At 69.9% G+C, this 18,863-nt stretch carries 16 protein-coding genes and 1 pseudogene; 11 read left to right on the top strand and 6 right to left on the bottom strand.

Going from position 1 to position 18,863, the window contains the following annotated elements; all coding sequences use genetic code 11:
* The first annotated feature begins 148 nt into the window (after window positions 1-148).
* The 5 genes from STRCI_RS10665 to STRCI_RS10645 all read left to right on the top strand — a co-directional run bounded on the left by STRCI_RS10665 (window position 149) and on the right by STRCI_RS10645 (window position 5,662).
* Window positions 149-727, top strand: a complete 579-nt coding sequence (locus STRCI_RS10665) for a TerD family protein (RefSeq protein ID WP_269658638.1) — start codon at window positions 149-151, stop codon at window positions 725-727.
* A 62-nt stretch (window positions 728-789) separates the two neighbouring features.
* The gene (locus STRCI_RS10660) at window positions 790-2,802 is read left to right on the top strand and encodes a TerD family protein (protein ID WP_269658637.1); all 2,013 of its coding nucleotides are present in this window, start codon (window positions 790-792) and stop codon (window positions 2,800-2,802) included.
* Between the two features lie 256 nt (window positions 2,803-3,058).
* On the top strand, window positions 3,059-4,060 hold the full coding sequence (locus STRCI_RS10655) for a TerC/Alx family metal homeostasis membrane protein (RefSeq protein WP_269658636.1): 1,002 nt from the start codon (window positions 3,059-3,061) through the stop codon (window positions 4,058-4,060).
* Window positions 4,061-4,189: 129 nt separating this feature from the next.
* A complete protein-coding gene (locus STRCI_RS10650) occupies window positions 4,190-4,492 on the top strand; it encodes a hypothetical protein (RefSeq protein WP_269658635.1) in 303 nt (100 codons plus the stop codon).
* Between the two features lie 69 nt (window positions 4,493-4,561).
* Window positions 4,562-5,662 (top strand): calcium:cation antiporter, encoded by a 1,101-nt coding sequence (locus tag STRCI_RS10645; RefSeq protein WP_269658634.1) that lies wholly within the window; start codon window positions 4,562-4,564, stop codon window positions 5,660-5,662.
* Here the strand turns inward: STRCI_RS10645 and STRCI_RS10640 are convergent.
* The gene (locus STRCI_RS10640; RefSeq protein WP_269664525.1) at window positions 5,652-6,923 is read right to left on the bottom strand and encodes an MFS transporter; all 1,272 of its coding nucleotides are present in this window, start codon (window positions 6,921-6,923) and stop codon (window positions 5,652-5,654) included. The two genes, STRCI_RS10645 and STRCI_RS10640, sit on opposite strands and share 11 nt — an antisense overlap.
* Before the next feature lie 95 nt (window positions 6,924-7,018).
* Window positions 7,019-8,065 carry a S66 family peptidase gene (locus STRCI_RS10635; protein WP_269658633.1) on the bottom strand — a complete coding sequence of 349 codons (1,047 nt, stop codon included), beginning with the start codon at window positions 8,063-8,065 and terminating at the stop codon, window positions 7,019-7,021.
* Window positions 8,066-8,167: 102 nt separating this feature from the next.
* Between STRCI_RS10635 and aroQ the strand changes: the two genes are divergently transcribed.
* A complete protein-coding gene (gene aroQ / locus STRCI_RS10630) occupies window positions 8,168-8,641 on the top strand; it encodes a type II 3-dehydroquinate dehydratase (RefSeq protein WP_269658632.1) in 474 nt (157 codons plus the stop codon).
* Between the two features lie 273 nt (window positions 8,642-8,914).
* Here the strand turns inward: aroQ and STRCI_RS10625 are convergent.
* Window positions 8,915-9,106: pseudogene (locus tag STRCI_RS10625) on the bottom strand (MBL fold metallo-hydrolase); the annotation flags it as partial.
* Window positions 9,107-9,468: 362 nt separating this feature from the next.
* On the opposite strand from STRCI_RS10625, the gene STRCI_RS10620 reads away from it, so the two are divergent.
* The 3 genes from STRCI_RS10620 (at window position 9,469) to STRCI_RS10610 (ending at window position 12,097) form a co-directional block, all read left to right on the top strand.
* Window positions 9,469-10,062, top strand: a complete 594-nt coding sequence (locus tag STRCI_RS10620) for an RNA polymerase sigma factor (protein WP_418953322.1) — start codon at window positions 9,469-9,471, stop codon at window positions 10,060-10,062.
* A gap of 1 nt (window position 10,063) precedes the next feature.
* Window positions 10,064-11,011, top strand: a complete 948-nt coding sequence (locus tag STRCI_RS10615) for a CU044_5270 family protein (RefSeq protein ID WP_269658630.1) — start codon at window positions 10,064-10,066, stop codon at window positions 11,009-11,011.
* A gap of 720 nt (window positions 11,012-11,731) precedes the next feature.
* Window positions 11,732-12,097: a DMT family transporter gene (locus tag STRCI_RS10610; RefSeq protein WP_269658629.1), complete on the top strand. Its 366-nt coding sequence runs from the start codon at window positions 11,732-11,734 to the stop codon at window positions 12,095-12,097.
* 198 nt (window positions 12,098-12,295) lie between these two features.
* On the opposite strand, the gene STRCI_RS10605 is transcribed toward STRCI_RS10610, so the two are convergent.
* Window positions 12,296-13,498, bottom strand: a complete 1,203-nt coding sequence (locus STRCI_RS10605; RefSeq protein ID WP_269658628.1) for an IS110 family RNA-guided transposase — start codon at window positions 13,496-13,498, stop codon at window positions 12,296-12,298.
* 209 nt (window positions 13,499-13,707) lie between these two features.
* Between STRCI_RS10605 and STRCI_RS10600 the strand changes: the two genes are divergently transcribed.
* A complete protein-coding gene (locus STRCI_RS10600; RefSeq protein ID WP_269658627.1) occupies window positions 13,708-13,953 on the top strand; it encodes a hypothetical protein in 246 nt (81 codons plus the stop codon).
* A gap of 197 nt (window positions 13,954-14,150) precedes the next feature.
* Here STRCI_RS10600 and STRCI_RS10595 read toward each other — a convergent pair whose 3' ends face one another.
* Both STRCI_RS10595 and STRCI_RS10590 read right to left on the bottom strand, forming a co-directional pair.
* Window positions 14,151-14,804, bottom strand: coding sequence for an MBL fold metallo-hydrolase (locus STRCI_RS10595; RefSeq protein ID WP_269658626.1), 654 nt, complete (start codon window positions 14,802-14,804; stop codon window positions 14,151-14,153).
* A 9-nt stretch (window positions 14,805-14,813) separates the two neighbouring features.
* The gene (locus tag STRCI_RS10590) at window positions 14,814-15,500 is read right to left on the bottom strand and encodes a maleylpyruvate isomerase family mycothiol-dependent enzyme (protein ID WP_269658625.1); all 687 of its coding nucleotides are present in this window, start codon (window positions 15,498-15,500) and stop codon (window positions 14,814-14,816) included.
* 223 nt (window positions 15,501-15,723) lie between these two features.
* Here STRCI_RS10590 and uvrA point away from each other — a divergent pair, with 223 nt between their 5' ends.
* Complete coding sequence (gene uvrA / locus STRCI_RS10585) at window positions 15,724-18,804, top strand: excinuclease ABC subunit UvrA (protein ID WP_269658624.1); 3,081 nt, start codon at window positions 15,724-15,726, stop codon at window positions 18,802-18,804.
* Window positions 18,805-18,863 lie beyond the last annotated feature (59 nt).

The raw sequence follows: 18,863 nt of genomic DNA, 5'->3' as shown, positions 1-18,863 counted from the left end.
GGACAGGGGGACCGCGCGGGGCGCGCAGTGTTGCAAGACCGACACAAAGTGCGGACCTGGGTTAGGCACTGTCAGTGCCCCTGCGTAGGGTTCTCGTCATCCGCGGACTCCGCGGAAACAGGGGACAGTTCGAGAGGGGATTCAGCACGTGACCGTCAACATGACCAAGGGTCAGGCCATCAGTCTGCAGAAGAACGACGGCGGCAGCCTGACCGCGGTGCGCATGGGTCTCGGCTGGCAGGCGGCCCCCCGGCGTGGCCTGTTCGGCTCGCGCACCCGTGAGGTCGACCTGGACGCCTCCGCCGTTCTGTTCGCCGACAAGCAGCCGGTCGACGTGGTCTTCTTCCGTCACCTGGTGAGCGACGACGGCTCGGTCCGGCACACCGGTGACAACCTGGTCGGCGGTGTCGGCCAGGGTGGCGACGACGAGGCAGTCCTCGTCGACCTGGCCCGCGTCCCGGTCCACATCGACCAGATCGTCTTCACCGTGAACTCCTTCACGGGCCAGACCTTCCAGGAGGTGCAGAACGCCTTCTGCCGTCTGGTCGACGAGACCAACGGCCAGGAGCTCGCCCGCTACACGCTCGCGGGCGGCGGCGCCTACACGGCCCAGATCATGGCCAAGGTGCACCGCACCGGCCCCGGCTGGACGATGACGGCCCTCGGCACTCCCGCCAACGGCCGTACCTTCCAGGACCTGATGCCGGCGATCCTGCCGCACCTGTAGGTCCCACCGGCGAGCAGCACACTTCACGACACGAGACACAGCGACACAGGGGGACGAAGGCGATGACGGCCGAGCTGGTGCGGGGACAGAACCACCCGCTCTCCCAGGCCCGTCTTGAGATCCGGGTCTCGGCCGGCGCGCCGATCGTGGCGGGCGCCACGCTCAGCGACGACAACGGCAAGGTCCACGGCACGGAGTGGGTGGCCCATCCGGGCACGCCCGTCCTGCCGGGCCTGGAGGTCTCCCGGCAGGCGGCAGCCGACCATCGTCTAGCGGTGGACCTGGACGCCGTGCCCGAAGCCGTGCACCGGGTCAGTGTGCTGCTCGCCCTGCCCACCGGCGTGGGGGGCCCGGTCCGCTTCGGCGCGATCGCCGCCCCCTTCATCGCGGTCACCGGCCTCGACGGCACCGAGGTGGCCAGCTACACCATCACCGGCCTGGACGCCGAGTCGGCCGTCGTCGCCCTGGAGCTCTACCGCCGCCAGGACGCCTGGAAGGTGCGCGCCATCGGCCAGGGCTACGCGGGCGGGCTCGCCGAGCTGCTCGCCGACCAGAACCTGCCCGAGGCCGGCACGCTGGCGAACAGCATCAACGAAGCGGTGGCCCAGGGCGTGGCCCGCTCGGTCCCGGCACCCCCGCCCCGTACGGCGGACACCGACCGGCACCGGCCGCAGACCGCGCCCGCCGTGGGCCCCGACCAGACCGGACCCACCCCCACCTCGCCGTACGGCACCCAGGGCGCCTCCGGCGCCGTACCGCCGTCGCCCGCGACGCCTCCGTACGGCGGGCAGCCGCCGCAGAACACGCCCGCGTCCGGCTATCCGGCCGCGGCCGGCGAACCGCCCGCCACCAACGGCGGCGTCAACTACAGCCACCCGCGCCGGCAGAACACCGCCCCGCCGCCCGCACCGCCCGCGCCCCCGGCCCAGCCGGGTCAGCCCGGACAGCCCGTCGCGGGCGACGCCACCGGCTGGTCCATGGACGAGCGGCTGTACAACCAGGTCTGGGGCATGTTCGAGGACCTGGCGCGGACGACGGCCGCGTACCGCAGTGCCGTCGACTTCGCCGACTCGCGCATGGAGAAGGAGTTGGACCACGTCCTGTCCGATCCGCGCAGCCGGATCGGCGGCCAGGGCGACGCCGCCCGCGAGGCGGCCCAGGCCAAGCACGCCCAGCTCGTGGACCAGGCCAGGGCCACCCTCGACCGTGATCTCGCCCAGCTCACCGCCGAGGCGGACGTCGTCGAGCCCGCGCTGCCCCCGCCCTACGCCCGCTGGGACAACCCGGTCTGGCACGCCTACCGCGTGCCGATGGAGACGCCCATGGCAGTGCGCCTGGGCGATCTGCACCTGCCCGAGAGCGATCCGCTGCGGATCCCGATGCTGGTCCGGCTGCCGCTGGAGCGCGGACTGTGGATCGACAGCGGTGCGTCCGGATCGCTGGACGGCGCGTTCCACGACTCGCACGATCTGCGCCGGCTCGCCCTGGAGACGGCCGTGGCGCACGCGGCCCGGCTGCTCGCGGTCTATCCGGCGGGCGACTTCACGGTCCATGTCATCGACCCGGCCGGTTCCGGAGCCCAGCCGCTCGCGCCGCTGGTGCAGACCGGTGTGCTCGCGGCCCCGCCCGCTGTCGGCGCGGCGGGGGTGACGGAGCTCCTTGGCCGCCTGACCCAGCGCGTCGACCTGGTGCAGATGGCGGTGCGCGGCGGAGCGCCCGAGTCGCTCCCGCAGGGCTTCGACACCTCCGAGCAGTTGCTGATCGTCAATGACTTCCCGCACGGCTTCGACGACCGGGCCGTGAACCAGCTGCGCTATCTCGCGGACGAGGGCCCGTCCGTCGGCGTCCATCTGATGATGGTCGCCGACCGCGAGGAGGCCTCCGCCTACGGCCCGTTGCTGGACCCGCTGTGGCGTTCGCTGCTGCGACTGACGCCGGTGCCCGAGGACCACCTCGCCGACCCCTGGGTGGGCCATGCCTGGACGTACGAGCCCCCGCTCGCGCCGCCCGGCAGCCAGGTGCTCCAGCAGGTGCTGACCCAGGTCGCGGCGGCCCGCCGCTCCTGGAACCGATGACCCTGATCTGACCTTTACAAAGCATCCGTAAAGCCACTCTGACCTGGGCTTTTGGTTATTCTTTTACTTCCCTCTTTACCTTTCCTTGGTGATTGGGGTACTCTCTTTCGTGCGGAGGGGAGTACTCCCTGTCTACTGCGGCGTACCCGTCAATACGGATCAGGCCAGATCCCGGGGCGTCGGCCCGTGCGCGGGTGGAAGAGACCTCCGGCAGCGAGACGCTGACATTTGCCAGTTACGTACTGCCGGAGGCGCAGTGGATGTTTCCGTGACCCTTTGGGTCCTGACGATCGTGGGCCTCGCCGCCCTCATCGCGGTCGACTTCTTCATCGGCCGCAAGCCGCACGACGTGTCCATCAAGGAAGCCGGTATCTGGACCGTCGTCTGGATCGCCCTGGCCGGACTCTTCGGCCTCGGCCTGCTGATCTTCGGCGGCGGCCAGCCTGCCGGTGAGTTCTTCGCCGGCTTCATCACCGAGAAGTCGCTGAGCGTCGACAACCTCTTCGTCTTCGTCCTGATCATGGCGAAGTTCGCGGTGCCCTCGCAGTACCAGCAGCGCGTGCTGCTCGTCGGCGTGCTGATAGCCCTGGTGCTGCGCGCGATCTTCATCGCCGCCGGTGCCGCGATCCTCGCCAGCTTCGCCTGGGTGTTCTACCTCTTCGGCGCCTTCCTGATCTGGACCGCCTGGAAGCTCATCCAGGAGGCCCGCGCCGACGAGGAGGACGAGGAGTTCGAGGAGAACAAGCTCCTGAAGGCCGCCGAGCGCCGCTTCGGTGTCGCCGACCGCTACCACGGCACCAAGCTGTGGATCGAGCAGAACGGCAAGCGGGTCATGACCCCGATGCTCGTCGTGATGCTCGCGATCGGTACGACGGACGTCCTGTTCGCCCTCGACTCCATCCCCGCGATCTTCGGCCTGACCCAGGACCCGTACATCGTCTTCACCGCCAACGCCTTCGCCCTGATGGGCCTGCGGCAGCTGTACTTCCTCATCGGCGGCCTGCTGAAGAAGCTGGTCCACCTGAGCTACGGCCTGTCGGTGATCCTCGGCTTCATCGGCGTCAAGCTGGTGCTGCACGCCCTGCACGAGTCCGGGGTGCACGTCCCGGAGATCAGCATCCCGGTCTCGCTCGGCGTGATCTGCTCCGTCCTGATCGTCACCACGATCACCAGCCTCCGTGCCTCCAAGAAGCAGGCGGCGGCCGAGGCGGCGCAGAAGGAGAGCGAAGGCGCTCCGAAGGACAGCATCGAGGCCTGACGGCTTCGGACGTAGAAACAACCATCACCGGGAGTGGCGCGTGGCGATTGCCGCGTGCCGCTCCCGGTGATTGCTTTGTTCTGAGCGCGTTCCCCGGCCCGGGGGCGCAGTGGCCGGCGGAGGTAATCCGTGAAGTTCGTGCAGATCATCGACTTCGAGACCGATCGGTTCGAGGAAATGGAAGAGCTGCTGCAAGAGGCGCGGCAGCGCAACGCGGACCGGGAGGGCGGCCCCACCCACCGCATCCTCCTGAAGGACCGTGACACTCCGGGGCGCTACCTCTCACTGATCGAGTTCGACTCGTACGAGGAGGCCATGCGCAACAGCGAGGACCCCGAGACGACCAAGATGGCCGAGCAACTGGGTGCCCTGTGCAGCCGTGCGCCCCGCTTCACCAACTGCGATCTGCTGGACTCCAGCGACCTGAAGTAGCCCGGTAGCGGGCGACGGGCCCCCCATGGCCGACATGCGGGGCCCGCCCCCCTTTGCGACCATCGCTGCATGATCACTCGGCTGAGGTCGCTCACCACCCGGTGGACGGCCTTCGTGCCGGTGCTCGCGGTCATCATGCTGGCCCTCACCTGGAGCCGGGATCTGCCCGGCGCGGTCGTGGCCGTGGTGACCCTGGTGCTCGCCGGAGCCGTCCTGGCCGCCGTCCACCACGCCGAGGTCGTCGCCCACCGGGTGGGGGAGCCCTTCGGCTCCCTGGTCCTCGCGGTCGCGGTCACGGTCATCGAGGTCGCCCTGATCGTCACCCTGATGGCGGACGGCGGCGACAAGAGCGCCACCCTCGCCCGGGACACCGTCTTCGCGGCCGTGATGATCACCTGCAACGGCATCGTCGGCCTGTGCCTCCTGGTCGCGTCCCTGCGGCACGGCACCGCCGTCTTCAACCCCGAGGGCACCGGCGCGGCCCTGGCGACCGTCGCCACCCTCGCCACCCTCAGCCTGGTCCTGCCGACGTTCACCACCAGCAAGCCGGGCCCGGAGTTCTCCACCGTCCAACTGACCTTCGCCGCGCTCTCCTCACTCATCCTCTACGGCCTGTTCGTCGCGACCCAGACCGTGCGACACCGCGACTACTTCCTGCCCATCACCCGGCAGGGCGAGGTGATCACCGCGGACGACCACGCCGACGCGCCCTCCGCCCGCACCGCGCTGATCAGCCTCGGCCTGCTGGGCCTGGCCCTGATCGGCGTCGTGGGGCTCGCCAAGGCGGTCTCACCCACCATCGAGTCCGGGGTCGAGTCGGCCGGACTCGGGCACGCCGTCGTCGGTGTGATCATCGCGCTGCTGGTCCTGCTGCCCGAGACGATCGCCGCGCTGCGCTCCGCCCGCCGCGACCGCGTGCAGACCAGCCTCAACCTCGCGCTCGGCTCGGCGATGGCCAGCATCGGCCTGACCATCCCCGCGGTCGCCCTGGCGACGATCTGGCTCTCCGGACCACTCGTCCTCGGCCTCGGCGCCACCCACATGCTGCTGCTCGCCCTGACCATCGTGGTGAGCTCCCTGACCGTGGTGCCGGGCCGCGCCACACCCCTCCAGGGCGGGGTGCACCTGGTGATCTTCGCCGCCTACCTGGAGCTGGCGATCAATCCATGACCGGCGCCGGCGCCACCACCCGCGCCGGACGGGTCTCCGGCAGCAGCGCGAAGCAGCCGAGGCTGAGCAGCGCGATCCCGGTCAGATACGCCCCCACCCCCCACGGCACCCGCCCGCCCTGCTCGGCGAGCGCGGTCGCGGCGAGCGGCGTCAGCGCGCCGCCCAGGACCCCGCCGAGGTTGTAGCCGACCGCGGCACCGGTGCAGCGCACCCGCGGTTCGTACAACTCGGGCAGATACGCGGCAATGACGGCGAACATCGTGATGAACGCCAGCATCGCGCCCAGAAAGCCGAGGAACATCAGCAGCGGCGCGCCGGTGGCCAGCAGGGCGACCATCGGGAACATCCACACCGCGGCCGCCGCGCACCCGGCCAGGCACAGCGGCCGGCGCCCGTACCGGTCCCCGAGCAGCGCCACCAGCGGGGTCAGCGCCCCCTTCACCAGGACCGCACCCATGATGCAGACCAGCATCACCGTACGGCTCACCCCGAGCCGTTCCGTCCCGTAGGCGAGGGACCAGGTCGTGACCGCGTAGAAGATCGCGTACCCGATGGCCAGCGCACCGGCGGTCAGCAGGACGAGCCTCCAGTGGTCGCGCACCACCTCGACGAGCGGCACGTGCGCGTGGTCGTCGATCTCCAGGAACCGCGGGCTCTCCGCGAGCGACGACCGCAGCCACAGCCCGGCCACGGCGAGCACCCCAGCCGCCCAGAACGGCACCCGCCATCCCCACTGAGCGAACTGCGCCTCGGACAGCGAGGCCGCCAGCAGCAGCGTCACACCGTTCGCCAGCAGAAAGCCGACCGCAGGGCCCACCTGCGGAAAGCTCGACCACAGCCCGCGCCGCTCGGCAGGCGCGTGCTCCGCCGTCAACAGCACGGCACCGCCCCACTCCCCGCCGAGCCCGAGCCCCTGCAGAAAGCGCAGAACGAGCAGCAGGACCGGAGCGGCCACCCCGATCGTGTCGTACGTCGGCACACAGCCGACCGCGACCGTGGAGGCGCCGGTCAGCAGCAGCGAGGCGACCAGGACCGGCCGTCTTCCGTGCCGGTCCCCGATGTGCCCGAACAGCACGGAGCCGAGCGGCCGCGCCACGAACCCCACGCCGAACGTCCCGAACGCGGCCAGTGTCCCCGCCACCGGCGAGAACGTGGGGAAGAACAGCGGCCCCAGGACCAGCGCGGCCGCGGTCCCGTAGACGAAGAAGTCGTAGAACTCGATGGCCGTCCCGGCGAGCGAGGCGGCCGCGAGCCGCAGCATGGAGGGTGCCCTTACGGTGCGTACGTCGTGCATGCCGCGTCAACTACCCACAGTGACCGAGAGTTACGGGGGCGCGTGGACGCGGGCGCCGAGGCTCAGTACGTGACGGTGATGCGCCGCTCCGGCCCGTCGACCCGGACGAGACCGCCGTAGGGGATCACGAGTTGTGGGTCGGTGTGGCCGAAGTCCACGTCGAAGACGATCGGTGTGGTGGGTGCATACATACGCATGGCCCGCAGTACGGCCTCGCGCTGATCGGCGGCGTAACGCGCGGCCTGCTCCGGGTCGTTGGGGTGCTCGAAGGACCAGGTCCTGGCGCGGCCCATGAGCAGCGCGGAGAAGCGCTGGAGCAGTCCGCGCTCGCCCATGTTGCGCAGGGTCCAGAAGACCTCGTTGGCGCTCGGCAGTTCCTCCGACGTCTCCAGCAGCAGCACACCGCCGTCGAACTCCGCCAGGTCGCGCGGGATCTCCCGGTCGGCCATCAGCAGCCAGCCGACGATCTCCAGACAGCCGCCCCAACTGCGGCCCTCCACCACGCGGTCGGCGTTCACCCAGGTCCAGCCGGTGGCCGGACGCGTCTCCGGCTCCGCCTCGAAGGTGGCGGGGTCCGCCCAGTCGCGGTTGATGTCGTTCCAGTGCTCGGCGGGCTTGAGTTCATAGGCCCCGGAGGTGAACAGCGCCGCGCGCAGCGAGTCGGCGGTCTGCGGGTGCATGGCGCCGGGGCGGCCCAGCTCGCACATCACGGTGGCGCCGTGATAGGCGACGATCCCGGTGTTGCGCAGGAACGCGAGCAGGTTGGTGTTGTCGCTCATCCCGAAGAACGGCTTGGGGTTGGCGCGGATCAACTCCCGGTCCAGGAACGGCAGTACGGTGATCTGGTCGTCGCCGCCGATGGAGGCGATCACCGCCTTGATGTCCGGGGCGGCGAAGGCGGCGTGGATGTCGGCGGCCCGCTCCTGGGGTGTGGAGCCCATCTTGCGGGTCGCCGGGTACTCCACCGGTTCGAGATCGTATTCCTTGCGCAGCCGCTCCAGGCCCAGTTCGAAGGGGCGCGGGAGGAGTCCAGGCAGGCCCGCGCCGGGGGAGATGACGGCTATGCGGTCGCCGGGGGAGGGCTTGGGGGGATACGAGATCGTCGTCATGCCGGGCAGGGTACGGGCCGCCGCTACGCACTCGCACCGTGATAAACCGGGTCTGAGCAGCGGTCCTCCACGGGCCGCCCCGTCGAACGGACCGGAGGAACCGTGCCCCGCACCCTGGCCAACGCCCCGATCATGATCCTCAACGGCCCCAACCTGAACCTGCTCGGCCAGCGTCAGCCCGAGATCTACGGCTCCGACACCCTCGCCGACGTCGAGGCGATGTGCGCCAAGGCGGCGGCCGCGCACGGCGGGACGGTGGACTTCCGCCAGTCCAACCACGAGGGCAAGCTGGTCGACTGGATCCATGAGGCGCGGCTGAGCCACTGCGGCATCGTGATCAACCCGGGCGCCTACTCGCACACGTCCGTCGCGATCCTGGACGCGCTCAACACCTGTGACGGCCTGCCGGTGTTGGAAGTCCACATCTCCAACATCCACCAGCGCGAGTCCTTCCGCCACCACTCCTATGTCTCGCTGCGCGCCGACGGGGTCATCGCCGGCTGCGGGGTGCAGGGCTACGTGTTCGGCGTCGAGCGCGTCGCGGCACTGGTGGGGGCGGCGCAGGCCGAGGCGTAACACCCGCTGCCCATGGGCGCGTGACCCTTACCGGCGGACGCGCTCCCGGGCCGCCGGTCGAGGGCGGGGAATGAGACCGGCGGCCCGTACCGCGCAGGAGCCGTCATCCTGCCGCGGGCTGCTTCCAGTTGACTGCGCGACGGCACAGGCGCGGGAGCGCGCGCGACGCGCGGGTGCGGGTGAAGGGTTCACACGGGGCGTGCGGGCAGCGGTGCGCAACAGGCGCGCGGAAGAGAGCGCGCGCCCCGCGTGCACCTCGCCGCTCACCACCCCCGCGCGCCACTCCGGCAGGTGCGGACGCTCCGCGCCCAGCGACGTGTCGTTGCCGTGCCCCGGATAGACCCAGGTCTCGTCCGGGAGGACGTCGAAGATCTTCGTCTCGACATCGTGGATCAGACTGGCGAACGCCTCCGGATCCTTACGGGTGTTGCCCACACCGCCCGGGAACCCGATGTCGCCGGAGAAGGTCGCGCTGTCGAACCAGCGCCCTGGAAGGTCACGGAACCGAACTCGGCGTCGCCCTGGAAGGTTGCCGAATCGAACCTGAACAGCTGTCGTGTCTCAGTCCAGAGTGCCCGACTCTCCCGGTAGGGCCTGGTGTTGGCACCTGGGTGAGTGCTCCTGAGCATGACCATGTCTTAAGCCTCCGGAGTGGAGTGCCGCTGTCACGGATTCTGGTGACGACAGCTCGTGGGCTGTCCGGGCACACGAGCTGCCGCATCTCCGTGCGAGCGGTTTCAACACCTGTGCGTGAACCCTCCTGGCCGCTTCGGACAACAGGGGGTGGAATGCAATCCACTCCTACTGCACGAAGAAGCGAGGGCCTCGTGGGGGAGCCACCCACCGACGACGCGCTGGTCATCCAGGAATCCCTGGAGCGGCCGGAGATATTCGCCAGGCTTTACGACAGACACGCCGCCGAGATCCACCGGTATGTGATGCGCCGGCTGGGCGACAGCCACGCCGACGACATCACGGCGCAGACCTTCCTCATCGCCTTCCGCAACCGCGCCCGCTTCGACGTCGCGCGCGCCAGTGCCCGGCCGTGGCTCTACGGCATCGCGGGCAACCTCATCGGCAGCCACCGCCGCTCCGAGGTGCGGGCGCTGCGGGCGCTGGCCCGTACCGGCGTCGACCCGGTGGCCGAGTCCTGGTCGGAACGGGCCGACGAGCGGGTGACGGCCGAGGCCTCGCAGCAGGCGCTGGCCGGGGCGATCGCGGCCTTGCCCGGGAAGGACCGGCATGTGCTGCTGCTGGTCGCCTGGGCGGACCTCACCTACCAGGAGTGTGCCGACGCCCTCGGGGTGCCGGTAGGCACGGTCCGCTCCCGGCTGAACCGGGCGCGGCGCAAGATGCGGAAGGCGCTCGGCGCCGACCCCACCCTCGTAAGCGACCACAACGGGGCGGTAACCCATGGATGACATGACCAAGCTGCACGAGTGGCGCGCCGATGCGCCGACGCCGGACCGGGCGCGGTTGGTTCCCGGCCGCCAGAAGCTGCTGGGAGCAGCGCAGCAGGGCTCTGCCCGCAGGATGCGGCTGGACTGGCGCGTGACGGCTGCGGGAGGTGCCGCGACGGTGATCACCATCGCGGTGCTGGTGGCCATGCTCGTCGGTGGCGGTGGACCCGAGCGCGGCGTGCAGCCTGCCGGCCCCGACCTGACGTCCGCGACGGCACTCCTGGAGCAGGCGGCGGAAGTGGTATCGCAGCAGCCGGATCTGCATCCGCGCGACGGCCAGTGGGTCTACCTGAAGACCGCGCAGTGCCGAAACGGAGCGTCGGACGCGGCGCCCGATGCCAAGCCCGAGGTGAGTGAGGAGTGGGTCCAGTACGACAGCCCCGTGAGGGAGGACGACAAGGACGGCGACACCGAGCCCTCGCAGCGGCGGCTGTATCGCCTGCTCGCCTCGCTGCCGGACGACCCCGCCGAGATCCGGAAGCAGGCGGCGGACATGTTCCCCATGGGCAAGGACACCGGCTTGACGCGTGAGCAGGTCGAGACCTTCGCGCTCCTGGCGACCCTCGACGAGGCCTATCCCGTGCATCCGCAGGGGATGGCCAAGCTGTACCGGGCCCTGGCCGCGGACCCCGGGATCGAGGTGGTCCCGCACCTGGTGAAGGACCCCATGGGGCATGACACCATCGCCATATACCCGGACCTGGGCAGCAAGGCCGTTCAGCGCCGGGAGTACCTCCTCGACCCCGACACCTTCCAGTACCAGGGAAACCAGTCGGTCGCGGTGCGCGACTACGAGGAGAAGTATGAGGACGGCTCGTCGGCCGGGCGCTCGTACAAGAAGGGCGAGGTCACATTCTGCGAGATGAAGATGACCCAGTCCCTCGTCGACCGGGACGGCGAGAAGCCCTGAACCGACCGGGCGGAAGCGGCCCAGTGCCCGTGAGCCTTGCGGCGGGCCGACCCGGCGGCGCCGAGCGGCACAGCCGCTGCGCAGAGGCGGAGGGGCCGCCTGGCCCGGCCCGCTCCGCCATCGCGAGCTCGCTGACCGGGCTGAAACCCCGGCGGCAGTCAGACACCTGCTCGTTGTTCTGGTCTTTGTCCAGCGCGCCGTCATGGAGCGGCGGCCCATGGCCACCAGCGCGTGCGGCCCGCCGTGGACGGGCCGCTGTGTTGGTGGGTGTATGGGGGGCGTTCCCCTGCGTTCATGGGCGGCGGGCCACGGCGCTGGGATCCGCTCCAGGTCTCGGTTGGTGCTCAATGAGACGGAAGCGTCCCCGACGGCCCACTTCGCGTCCGTGCAGCAGGCCGGGCTGACCGTGGCCACGGCGGTGACCCTGGGCTCGGGTCCGGTACTGGTCACCATCGGAGCCCGGCTCACACTGGGCGAGCGCAGCGGCGCCGCCGGAACCGTCGCGGTGGCGAGCGGCGTCGCCGGTCTGGTGCTGCTGATGGGGGTGCGGACGGGAGCACCGGCCCGCTCCCCTCCTGGGTATCGGATACGCGCTGCTCTCCGTCGCCGGCTACGCGGGCGTGACGTTGCTGGGCCGCTTCGCCGGCCGAGAGAACGCGGGTGGCGCGTTCGAGTCCAGGGTGACCGGCTTCGCGGTGGGCACGGTGTGCCTTCTTGCCGATGGCTCTGCTGGAAGGCCTCCTGCCCGACATGGAGCGTCCGACATGGACCGCGGGCCTGATCCTCTACCTGGGGGCCGTGCAGACGGCGCTGGCGTACCCGTTGTTCTTCGTCGGCCTCTGCGTCGTACGGGCGACCACGGCCTCCGTCGTCGCCATGGTGGAACCGCTCACCGCGGCGGTCGTCGGCAGCCTGGTCTTCGGCGAGCGGCTCAACGCGATCGTTCTCACCGGCAGGGTTCTTCTGCCGCTCGCCGTGCTGTTCCGCGCCGCCGACGAGCGGGTCGGCCGAGCGGCTTCCCGAAGGGTGCCGAGTGCTGACCACGGCCAGCGCACGTGGCCTCCGGCCATACGGGCCGGGGACTGACGTCGAAGTGCCATGCACAGGGCGGGCGATGGGCCAGCGGCTTCTCGTGATCGCGCAAACCGGTGCGGATGCGCTCTGCCTCTGCCGGGGTGAGGCTGGCGGCATGGCTTCCGCCCGCGTTCGTACCCGCCCGACGAGGACGGCGGGCGGCGGGCCGGAAGAGCGGGGCTACCACCAGGGAGAATCTCAATGATCGTGTCAAGGCGCCTGTGTGACCGGCGGGGCGGAGGTGAACAGCCTCTTGTCACGCAGCATCGCCCACAGCACGTTGACCCGACGGCGGGCGAGTGCGAGGAGTGCCTGGGTGTGCAGCAGCCCCTCGGCACGCTTCTTGAGGCAGTAGTCCCTCGACGGTCCCGGTCGCATCATCGAGGACTGCGCGGACATATAGAACAGCCAGCGCAGACGCCGGTTGTAGCGTTTGGGCCGGTGGTAATTGCCGGTGCGGCGCCCGGAGTCGCGGGGCACCGGTGCCAGGCCGGCGTGCGAGGCCAGGCGTCCGGCGTCGCGGTAGCCGGACAGGTCGCCGACGATGGCGACGAACTCGGCGCCCAGGATCGGGCCCATGCCGGGCATGGACTCGATGATCTCGGCGCGCTCGTCGGTGCGGAAGGTCTCGCGGATCTCCCGGTCGTTGTCCTTGATCCGTTCGTCCAGGACGAGGAGTTGGTGGGCAAGGTCGCGCACCAGCCTGGCCGCCCGAGGTTCCCCGGGCAGGGCGGTGGTCTGGGACTGGGCGGCCCCGACGGCCTTGGCCGCGACGGTGTCGGCGCCGCGGACTTTGCGGCGTTCCAGCCAGGTGGTCAGCCGCTTCACGCCGATACGGCGCAGGGCCGTCGGGGTCTGGTACTCGGTCAGCATGACGACCGGGCCCTTGGCCGCGGAGTAGTCGAAGGCCCGCTCCAGCGCGGGGCAGATGCCGACCAGCAGGTCACGGAGGCGGTTGATGAGCCGGACCCGGTCGGCGATCAGGTCACGCCGGTAGCCGGTCAGCAGCTGGAGCGTGGAGACCAGTTCCGGTGGGGTCTCGATCGAGGCGAAGTCCCGGCGCATGCGGGCCTGATCCGCGATGACCAGGGCGTCCTTAGCGTCGGTCTTGCCTTCGCCCCGGTAGGCGCCGGTCATCCGGTTGACGGTGCGGCCAGGCACGTAGACGACCTGCTGGCCGTGCGCGATCAGCAGGGCCAGCAGCAGAGCAGAGGCCCGGCCGGAGATGTCCACCGCCCACCGCACCTCGCAGGCCTTCACCCGGGCCGTGTCGATCATTGCCAGGATCTGAGTCTCGTCGTTGATCACCTTCGTCGAGAACAGCGTCTCGCCGTCGGCGTTCACCGCCACCGCCCAGTGATGCCCCTTGCCGGCGTCGACGCCGACCCGTATCCGCGCCTGCCGCGTGTTCAAGCCCGTCGCTCCGTTCCACCGTGACCAGCACTTCTACGGCCCGAGGAACACTCCGCCGACGTGTCCTTAACCAGCGATTCCCGCAGTTCTCAATCAGCAGTCGGAGCGTCCCGGAGGACGGGGCGGCCATTCTCCGAAAGCCATCAACGGCAGACAACCATCAGCCACACCCGGTCCTCCCGGACCGCCTCACGTTCCTAAGGACAACCATGACTATCCGTACCTACGTCTCGACGACTGTGCGGAACGACCGTGTCGACGACGTTCTCCACGCGCTGGAGGATGTGGATCCGGATGCGATCGTAGCCTCTGTCAACCGATCGGACGCTCCTGACGTCCCCGCCGGCGTATCGGTCTCGCTGACCGGCGATGTCCGTGAGGCGGTGAAGAAGCAGCTCGATGTTATTCCCGATCTGGAGTGCGAGATTGACGTGCGGGACACCACGGATCTGTGAGCCGGACATGCGGATGGCCCCCGCCCGGTCTTGGTGACCAAGCGGGGGCCATCCATCTGTGCGCCCGCCGGCAGACCCGGAGCCGGAGCTCTGGACGCAACCGTCCGTGGAGCATGGCGCTCATCGAGCGCCGACGGGCCTGAACGCGCGACCGCCCCCGCTTCGGTTTCGAAACGGGGGCGGTCGTCGTGGGACGGCTACCAGCCTCGTGCGCGCCACTCCGCGAGGTGGGGCCGCTCCGTGCCGATGGTGGTGTCGTTGCCGTGGCCGGGGTAGACCCACGTCTCGTCGGGCAGGACGTCGAAGACCTTGGTCTCCAGGCCGTCCATGAGGGAGTTGAACTCTTCCGGACGTGTTGTCCTGCCGGGACCGCCCGGGAACAGACAGTCCCCGGTGAACACATGAGGGTGCCCGTGCGGGTCGTCGTAGACCAGGGCGATCGAACCCGGCGTGTGCCCGACCAGGTGGCGCGCGGTGAGTTCCACGCGCCCCACGCGGATAACGTCCCCGTCGTCGACCAGGACGTCGGTCGGCACCGGGATGCCCTCGGCGTCCGCGCGCCCCGCGTACGTGCGCGCGCCGGTGGCCTCGACGACCTGTGCCAGCGCCTGCCAGTGGTCGCCGTGCTGGTGGGTGGTGACTACGGATCTGATGCCGTCGTCACCGATCATGCCGATCAGCGCCTGCCCGTCGTTCGCCGCGTCGATCAGCAGCTGCTCGTCCGTGGCCCGGCAGCGCAGCAGATAGGAGTTGTTGTTCATCGGGCCGACCGCGATCTTGGTGATCATCAGGTCCTTGAGCTCGTGCACGTCCGCCGGGCCGCCGACCGTCACCTCTCCGCTGTACGTCATGGCGGCAGCCTATAGCGGCGGGAGCGTCGGCAGGGGTCCGCCGACGGCCGTCAGGGCCGAGCCGTCGCGGCGGCCGCAGAGCCAGCCGAGCAGGTCGGCCTGGCGGCCGCTGACGGTGACGGTGTCTCCCTCGCGACAGCCGGTGGGAATCCGTCGGCCGTCGTCCTGCGTGATCATCACGGCGGGTACGTCGGCGTTGCCCCGGAACCGCTCCGTCAGGAAGTTGATCTCCCGCTGGACGAACTCCTCCGGGAGGTCCTCCAGCTCGTACCCGATGCCGAGGTCCACATGGTGCAGATCCACCTCGGCCCACCGCCGGAACGGCACCCGGGACGCGGAGTCGGTGACGCCGTTGCGCAGCTCCACGGTCCGGGCCCAGTCCGCGGGCGCCTCCCCGGTCCGCGCGAACCGGGCCGCGCTCTCGCGCACATCCGTGAGCTGGACGTCCAGGGGGCGCGGTGCGTCCCGCTCGATGTCGGCGTCCCGGGCCTCGCCGGAGGCGTACATGGGGCGCCCTTCGAGCACGTTCACGAGAGCGTCCGCGTTGCGGGCGAGGTGGGCGAGGACATGGCCGCGGGTCCAGCCGGGCAGCCGTGACGGCTCGGCGACCGAGGCGTTGTCCAGTTTGGCGGCAGCGGTGAGCAGCCGTTCGGTCGCGTCACGTACAGACGCCAGGTCATGAGCGTGATCAATCATGCTGCTGACCTTAGCCCCGCCACACCTTTGGGTGAAGGTGGTGAAGCAGGGCCGTAAATCGAATGCACGTGCTATAGGGTCGGAACCGGCGTCGGGCATGCTGGATGGGCCGGGGATTGTTACGCATCCAGGAATCCGACCGGCGTTGTCAGTGGCTCCCCCTAGTCTGAGAAGGACGGGGGCCCCGCCCCTGTCACCACTCTCAAGAAAGGTGCGGACCGGCGTGGCCGACCGTCTCATCGTCCGTGGCGCGCGCGAGCACAACCTCAAGAATGTCTCGCTCGATCTGCCGCGCGACTCGCTCATCGTCTTCACGGGCCTGTCGGGGTCGGGCAAGTCCTCGCTGGCCTTCGACACCATCTTCGCGGAGGGCCAGCGGCGCTACGTGGAGTCGCTGTCCTCGTACGCCCGCCAGTTCCTCGGCCAGATGGACAAGCCGGACGTCGACTTCATCGAGGGACTCTCGCCCGCGGTCTCCATCGACCAGAAGTCGACCTCGCGCAACCCGCGCTCCACGGTCGGCACCATCACCGAGGTCTACGACTACCTGCGCCTGCTCTTCGCCCGTATCGGCAAGCCGCACTGCCCCGAGTGCGGCCGCCCGATCTCGCGCCAGTCGCCGCAGGCCATCGTGGACAAGGTGCTGGAGCTGCCGGAGGGCAGCCGCTTCCAGGTGCTGTCCCCGCTGGTGCGCGAGCGCAAGGGCGAGTTCGTCGACCTCTTCGCGGACCTTCAGACCAAGGGCTACTCCCGCGCGCGGGTGGACGGCGAGACCGTCCAGCTCTCCAACCCGCCCACGCTGAAGAAGCAGGAGAAGCACACCATCGAGGTGGTCATCGACCGCCTCACGGTGAAGGACTCCGCCAAGCGCCGTCTCACCGACTCCGTGGAGACCGCCCTGGGCCTGTCCGGCGGCATGGTCGTGCTGGACTTCGTCGACCTCCCCGAGGACGACCCCGAGCGCGAGCGCATGTACTCGGAGCACCTGTACTGCCCGTACGACGACCTCTCCTTCGAGGAACTGGAGCCGCGCTCCTTCTCCTTCAACTCGCCCTTCGGCGCCTGCCCCGAGTGCACCGGCATCGGCACGCGCATGGAGGTCGACCCCGAGCTGATCGTCCCGGACGAGGACAAGAGCCTCGACGAGGGCGCCATCCACCCCTGGTCGCACGGCCACACCAAGGACTACTTCGGCCGCCTCATCAACGCCCTCGCGGAGGCGTTGGGATTCCGGACCGACATCCCCTTCGCGGGTCTGCCGCAGCGCGCCAGGAAGGCCCTGCTGTACGGCCACAAGACGCAGATCGAGGTGAGGTACCGCAACCGGTACGGTCGTGAGCGCGTCTACACCACGCCGTTCGAGGGCGCGGTGCCCTTCGTCAAGCGCCGGCACAGCGAGGCCGAGTCCGACGCCAGCCGGGAGCGCTTCGAGGGCTATATGCGCGAGGTGCCCTGCCCCACCTGTGAGGGCACCCGCCTGAAGCCGATCGTCCTCGCCGTCACGATCATGGAGAAGTCGATCGCCGAGGTCTCGGCGATGTCGATCAGCGACTGCGCGGAGTTCCTCGGCGAGCTGAAGCTCAACGCCCGCGACAAGAAGATCGCCGAGCGGGTGCTGAAGGAGGTCAACGAACGGCTGCGCTTCCTGGTCGACGTCGGCCTGGACTACCTCTCGCTGAACCGCGCGGCCGGCACCCTCTCCGGCGGCGAGGCCCAGCGCATCCGCCTGGCCACCCAGATCGGCTCCGGCCTCGTCGGCGTGCTCTACGTCCTCGACGAGCCGTCCATCGGTCTGCACCAGCGCGACAACCACCGGCTGATCGAGACCCTGGTCCGGCTGCGGGACATGGGCAACACCCTCATCGTCGTCGAGCACGACGAGGACACCATCAAGGTCGCCGACTGGGTCGTCGACATCGGCCCCGGCGCGGGTGAGCACGGCGGCAAGGTCGTGCACAGCGGCTCCCTGAAGGAACTGCTCGCCAACGCCGAGTCGCAGACCGGTCAGTACCTGTCCGGCAAGAAGTCGATCCCGCTGCCCGACATCCGCCGCCCGCAGGACCCGACCCGGCACCTCACGGTGCACGGCGCCCGCGAGAACAACCTGCAGGACATCGACGTCTCCTTCCCGCTCGGTGTCTTCACCGCGGTCACCGGAGTCTCCGGCTCGGGCAAGTCGACGCTGGTCAATGACATCCTGTACACGCACCTGGCCCGCGAGCTGAACGGCGCCCGGAGCGTCCCGGGGCGGCACACGCGCGTGGACGGCGACGACCTCGTCGACAAGGTCGTCCACGTCGACCAGTCGCCCATCGGCCGCACCCCGCGCTCCAACCCGGCGACGTACACCGGCGTCTTCGACCACATCCGCAAGCTCTTCGCGGAGACCACCGAGGCGAAGGTCCGCGGCTATCTGCCCGGCCGCTTCTCCTTCAACGTCAAGGGCGGCCGCTGCGAGAACTGCGCGGGCGACGGCACCATCAAGATCGAGATGAACTTCCTCCCGGACGTCTACGTCCCGTGCGAGGTCTGCCACGGCGCCCGGTACAACCGGGAGACCCTGGAGGTCCACTACAAGGGCAAGTCCATCTCCGAGGTCCTGAACATGCCGATCGAGGAAGCCATGGACTTCTTCGAGGCGGTCCCGGCGATCAACCGCCACCTCAGGACGCTCAACGACGTCGGCCTCGGCTATGTCCGGCTCGGCCAGTCCGCCACCACCCTGTCCGGCGGTGAGGCCCAGCGTGTGAAGCTCGCCAGCGAGCTCCAGAAGCGCTCCACCGGACGCACGGTCTACGTCCTCGACGAGCCGACCACCGGTCTGCACTTCGAGGACATCAGCAAGCTGCTGACGGTCCTCGGGGGCCTGGTCGACAAGGGCAACACGGTCATCGTCATCGAGCACAACCTCGATGTGATCAAGACCGCCGACTGGGTCGTCGACATGGGCCCCGAGGGCGGCGCCGGCGGCGGTCTGGTCGTCGCCGAGGGCACGCCCGAGGAGGTCGCCGCGGTCCCGGCCAGCCACACCGGCAAGTTCCTGCGGGAGATCCTCGGCGACCGGATCAGCGACGCGGCCTCGGTGAAGGCCCCGCGCGGGGCGGCGGCGAAGAAGACGGCGGCGAAGAAGACGGTCGCGGCCAAGTCGACGACGAAGAAGACGGCCACCGCGCGGACCACTAAGACCGCCAGGACTGCCAAGACCACTACGACCGCCAACAGCACGGCCACCAAGAAGGCAGCCGGAGCCACCAAGAAGGCGGCCCCGGCGAAGAAGGCGACGACGCGGGCCCGCAAGGCCTGAGCCCGTCCCGCCGTACACAGCGAAGCGCCCCCGCGGAGAACTCCCGCGGGGGCGCTCGG

It is taken from the genome of Streptomyces cinnabarinus, from assembly GCF_027270315.1.
GTDB classification, from domain to species: Bacteria; Actinomycetota; Actinomycetes; order Streptomycetales; family Streptomycetaceae; genus Streptomyces; species Streptomyces cinnabarinus.
This window is presented reverse-complemented; position numbering and strand designations above follow the sequence as displayed.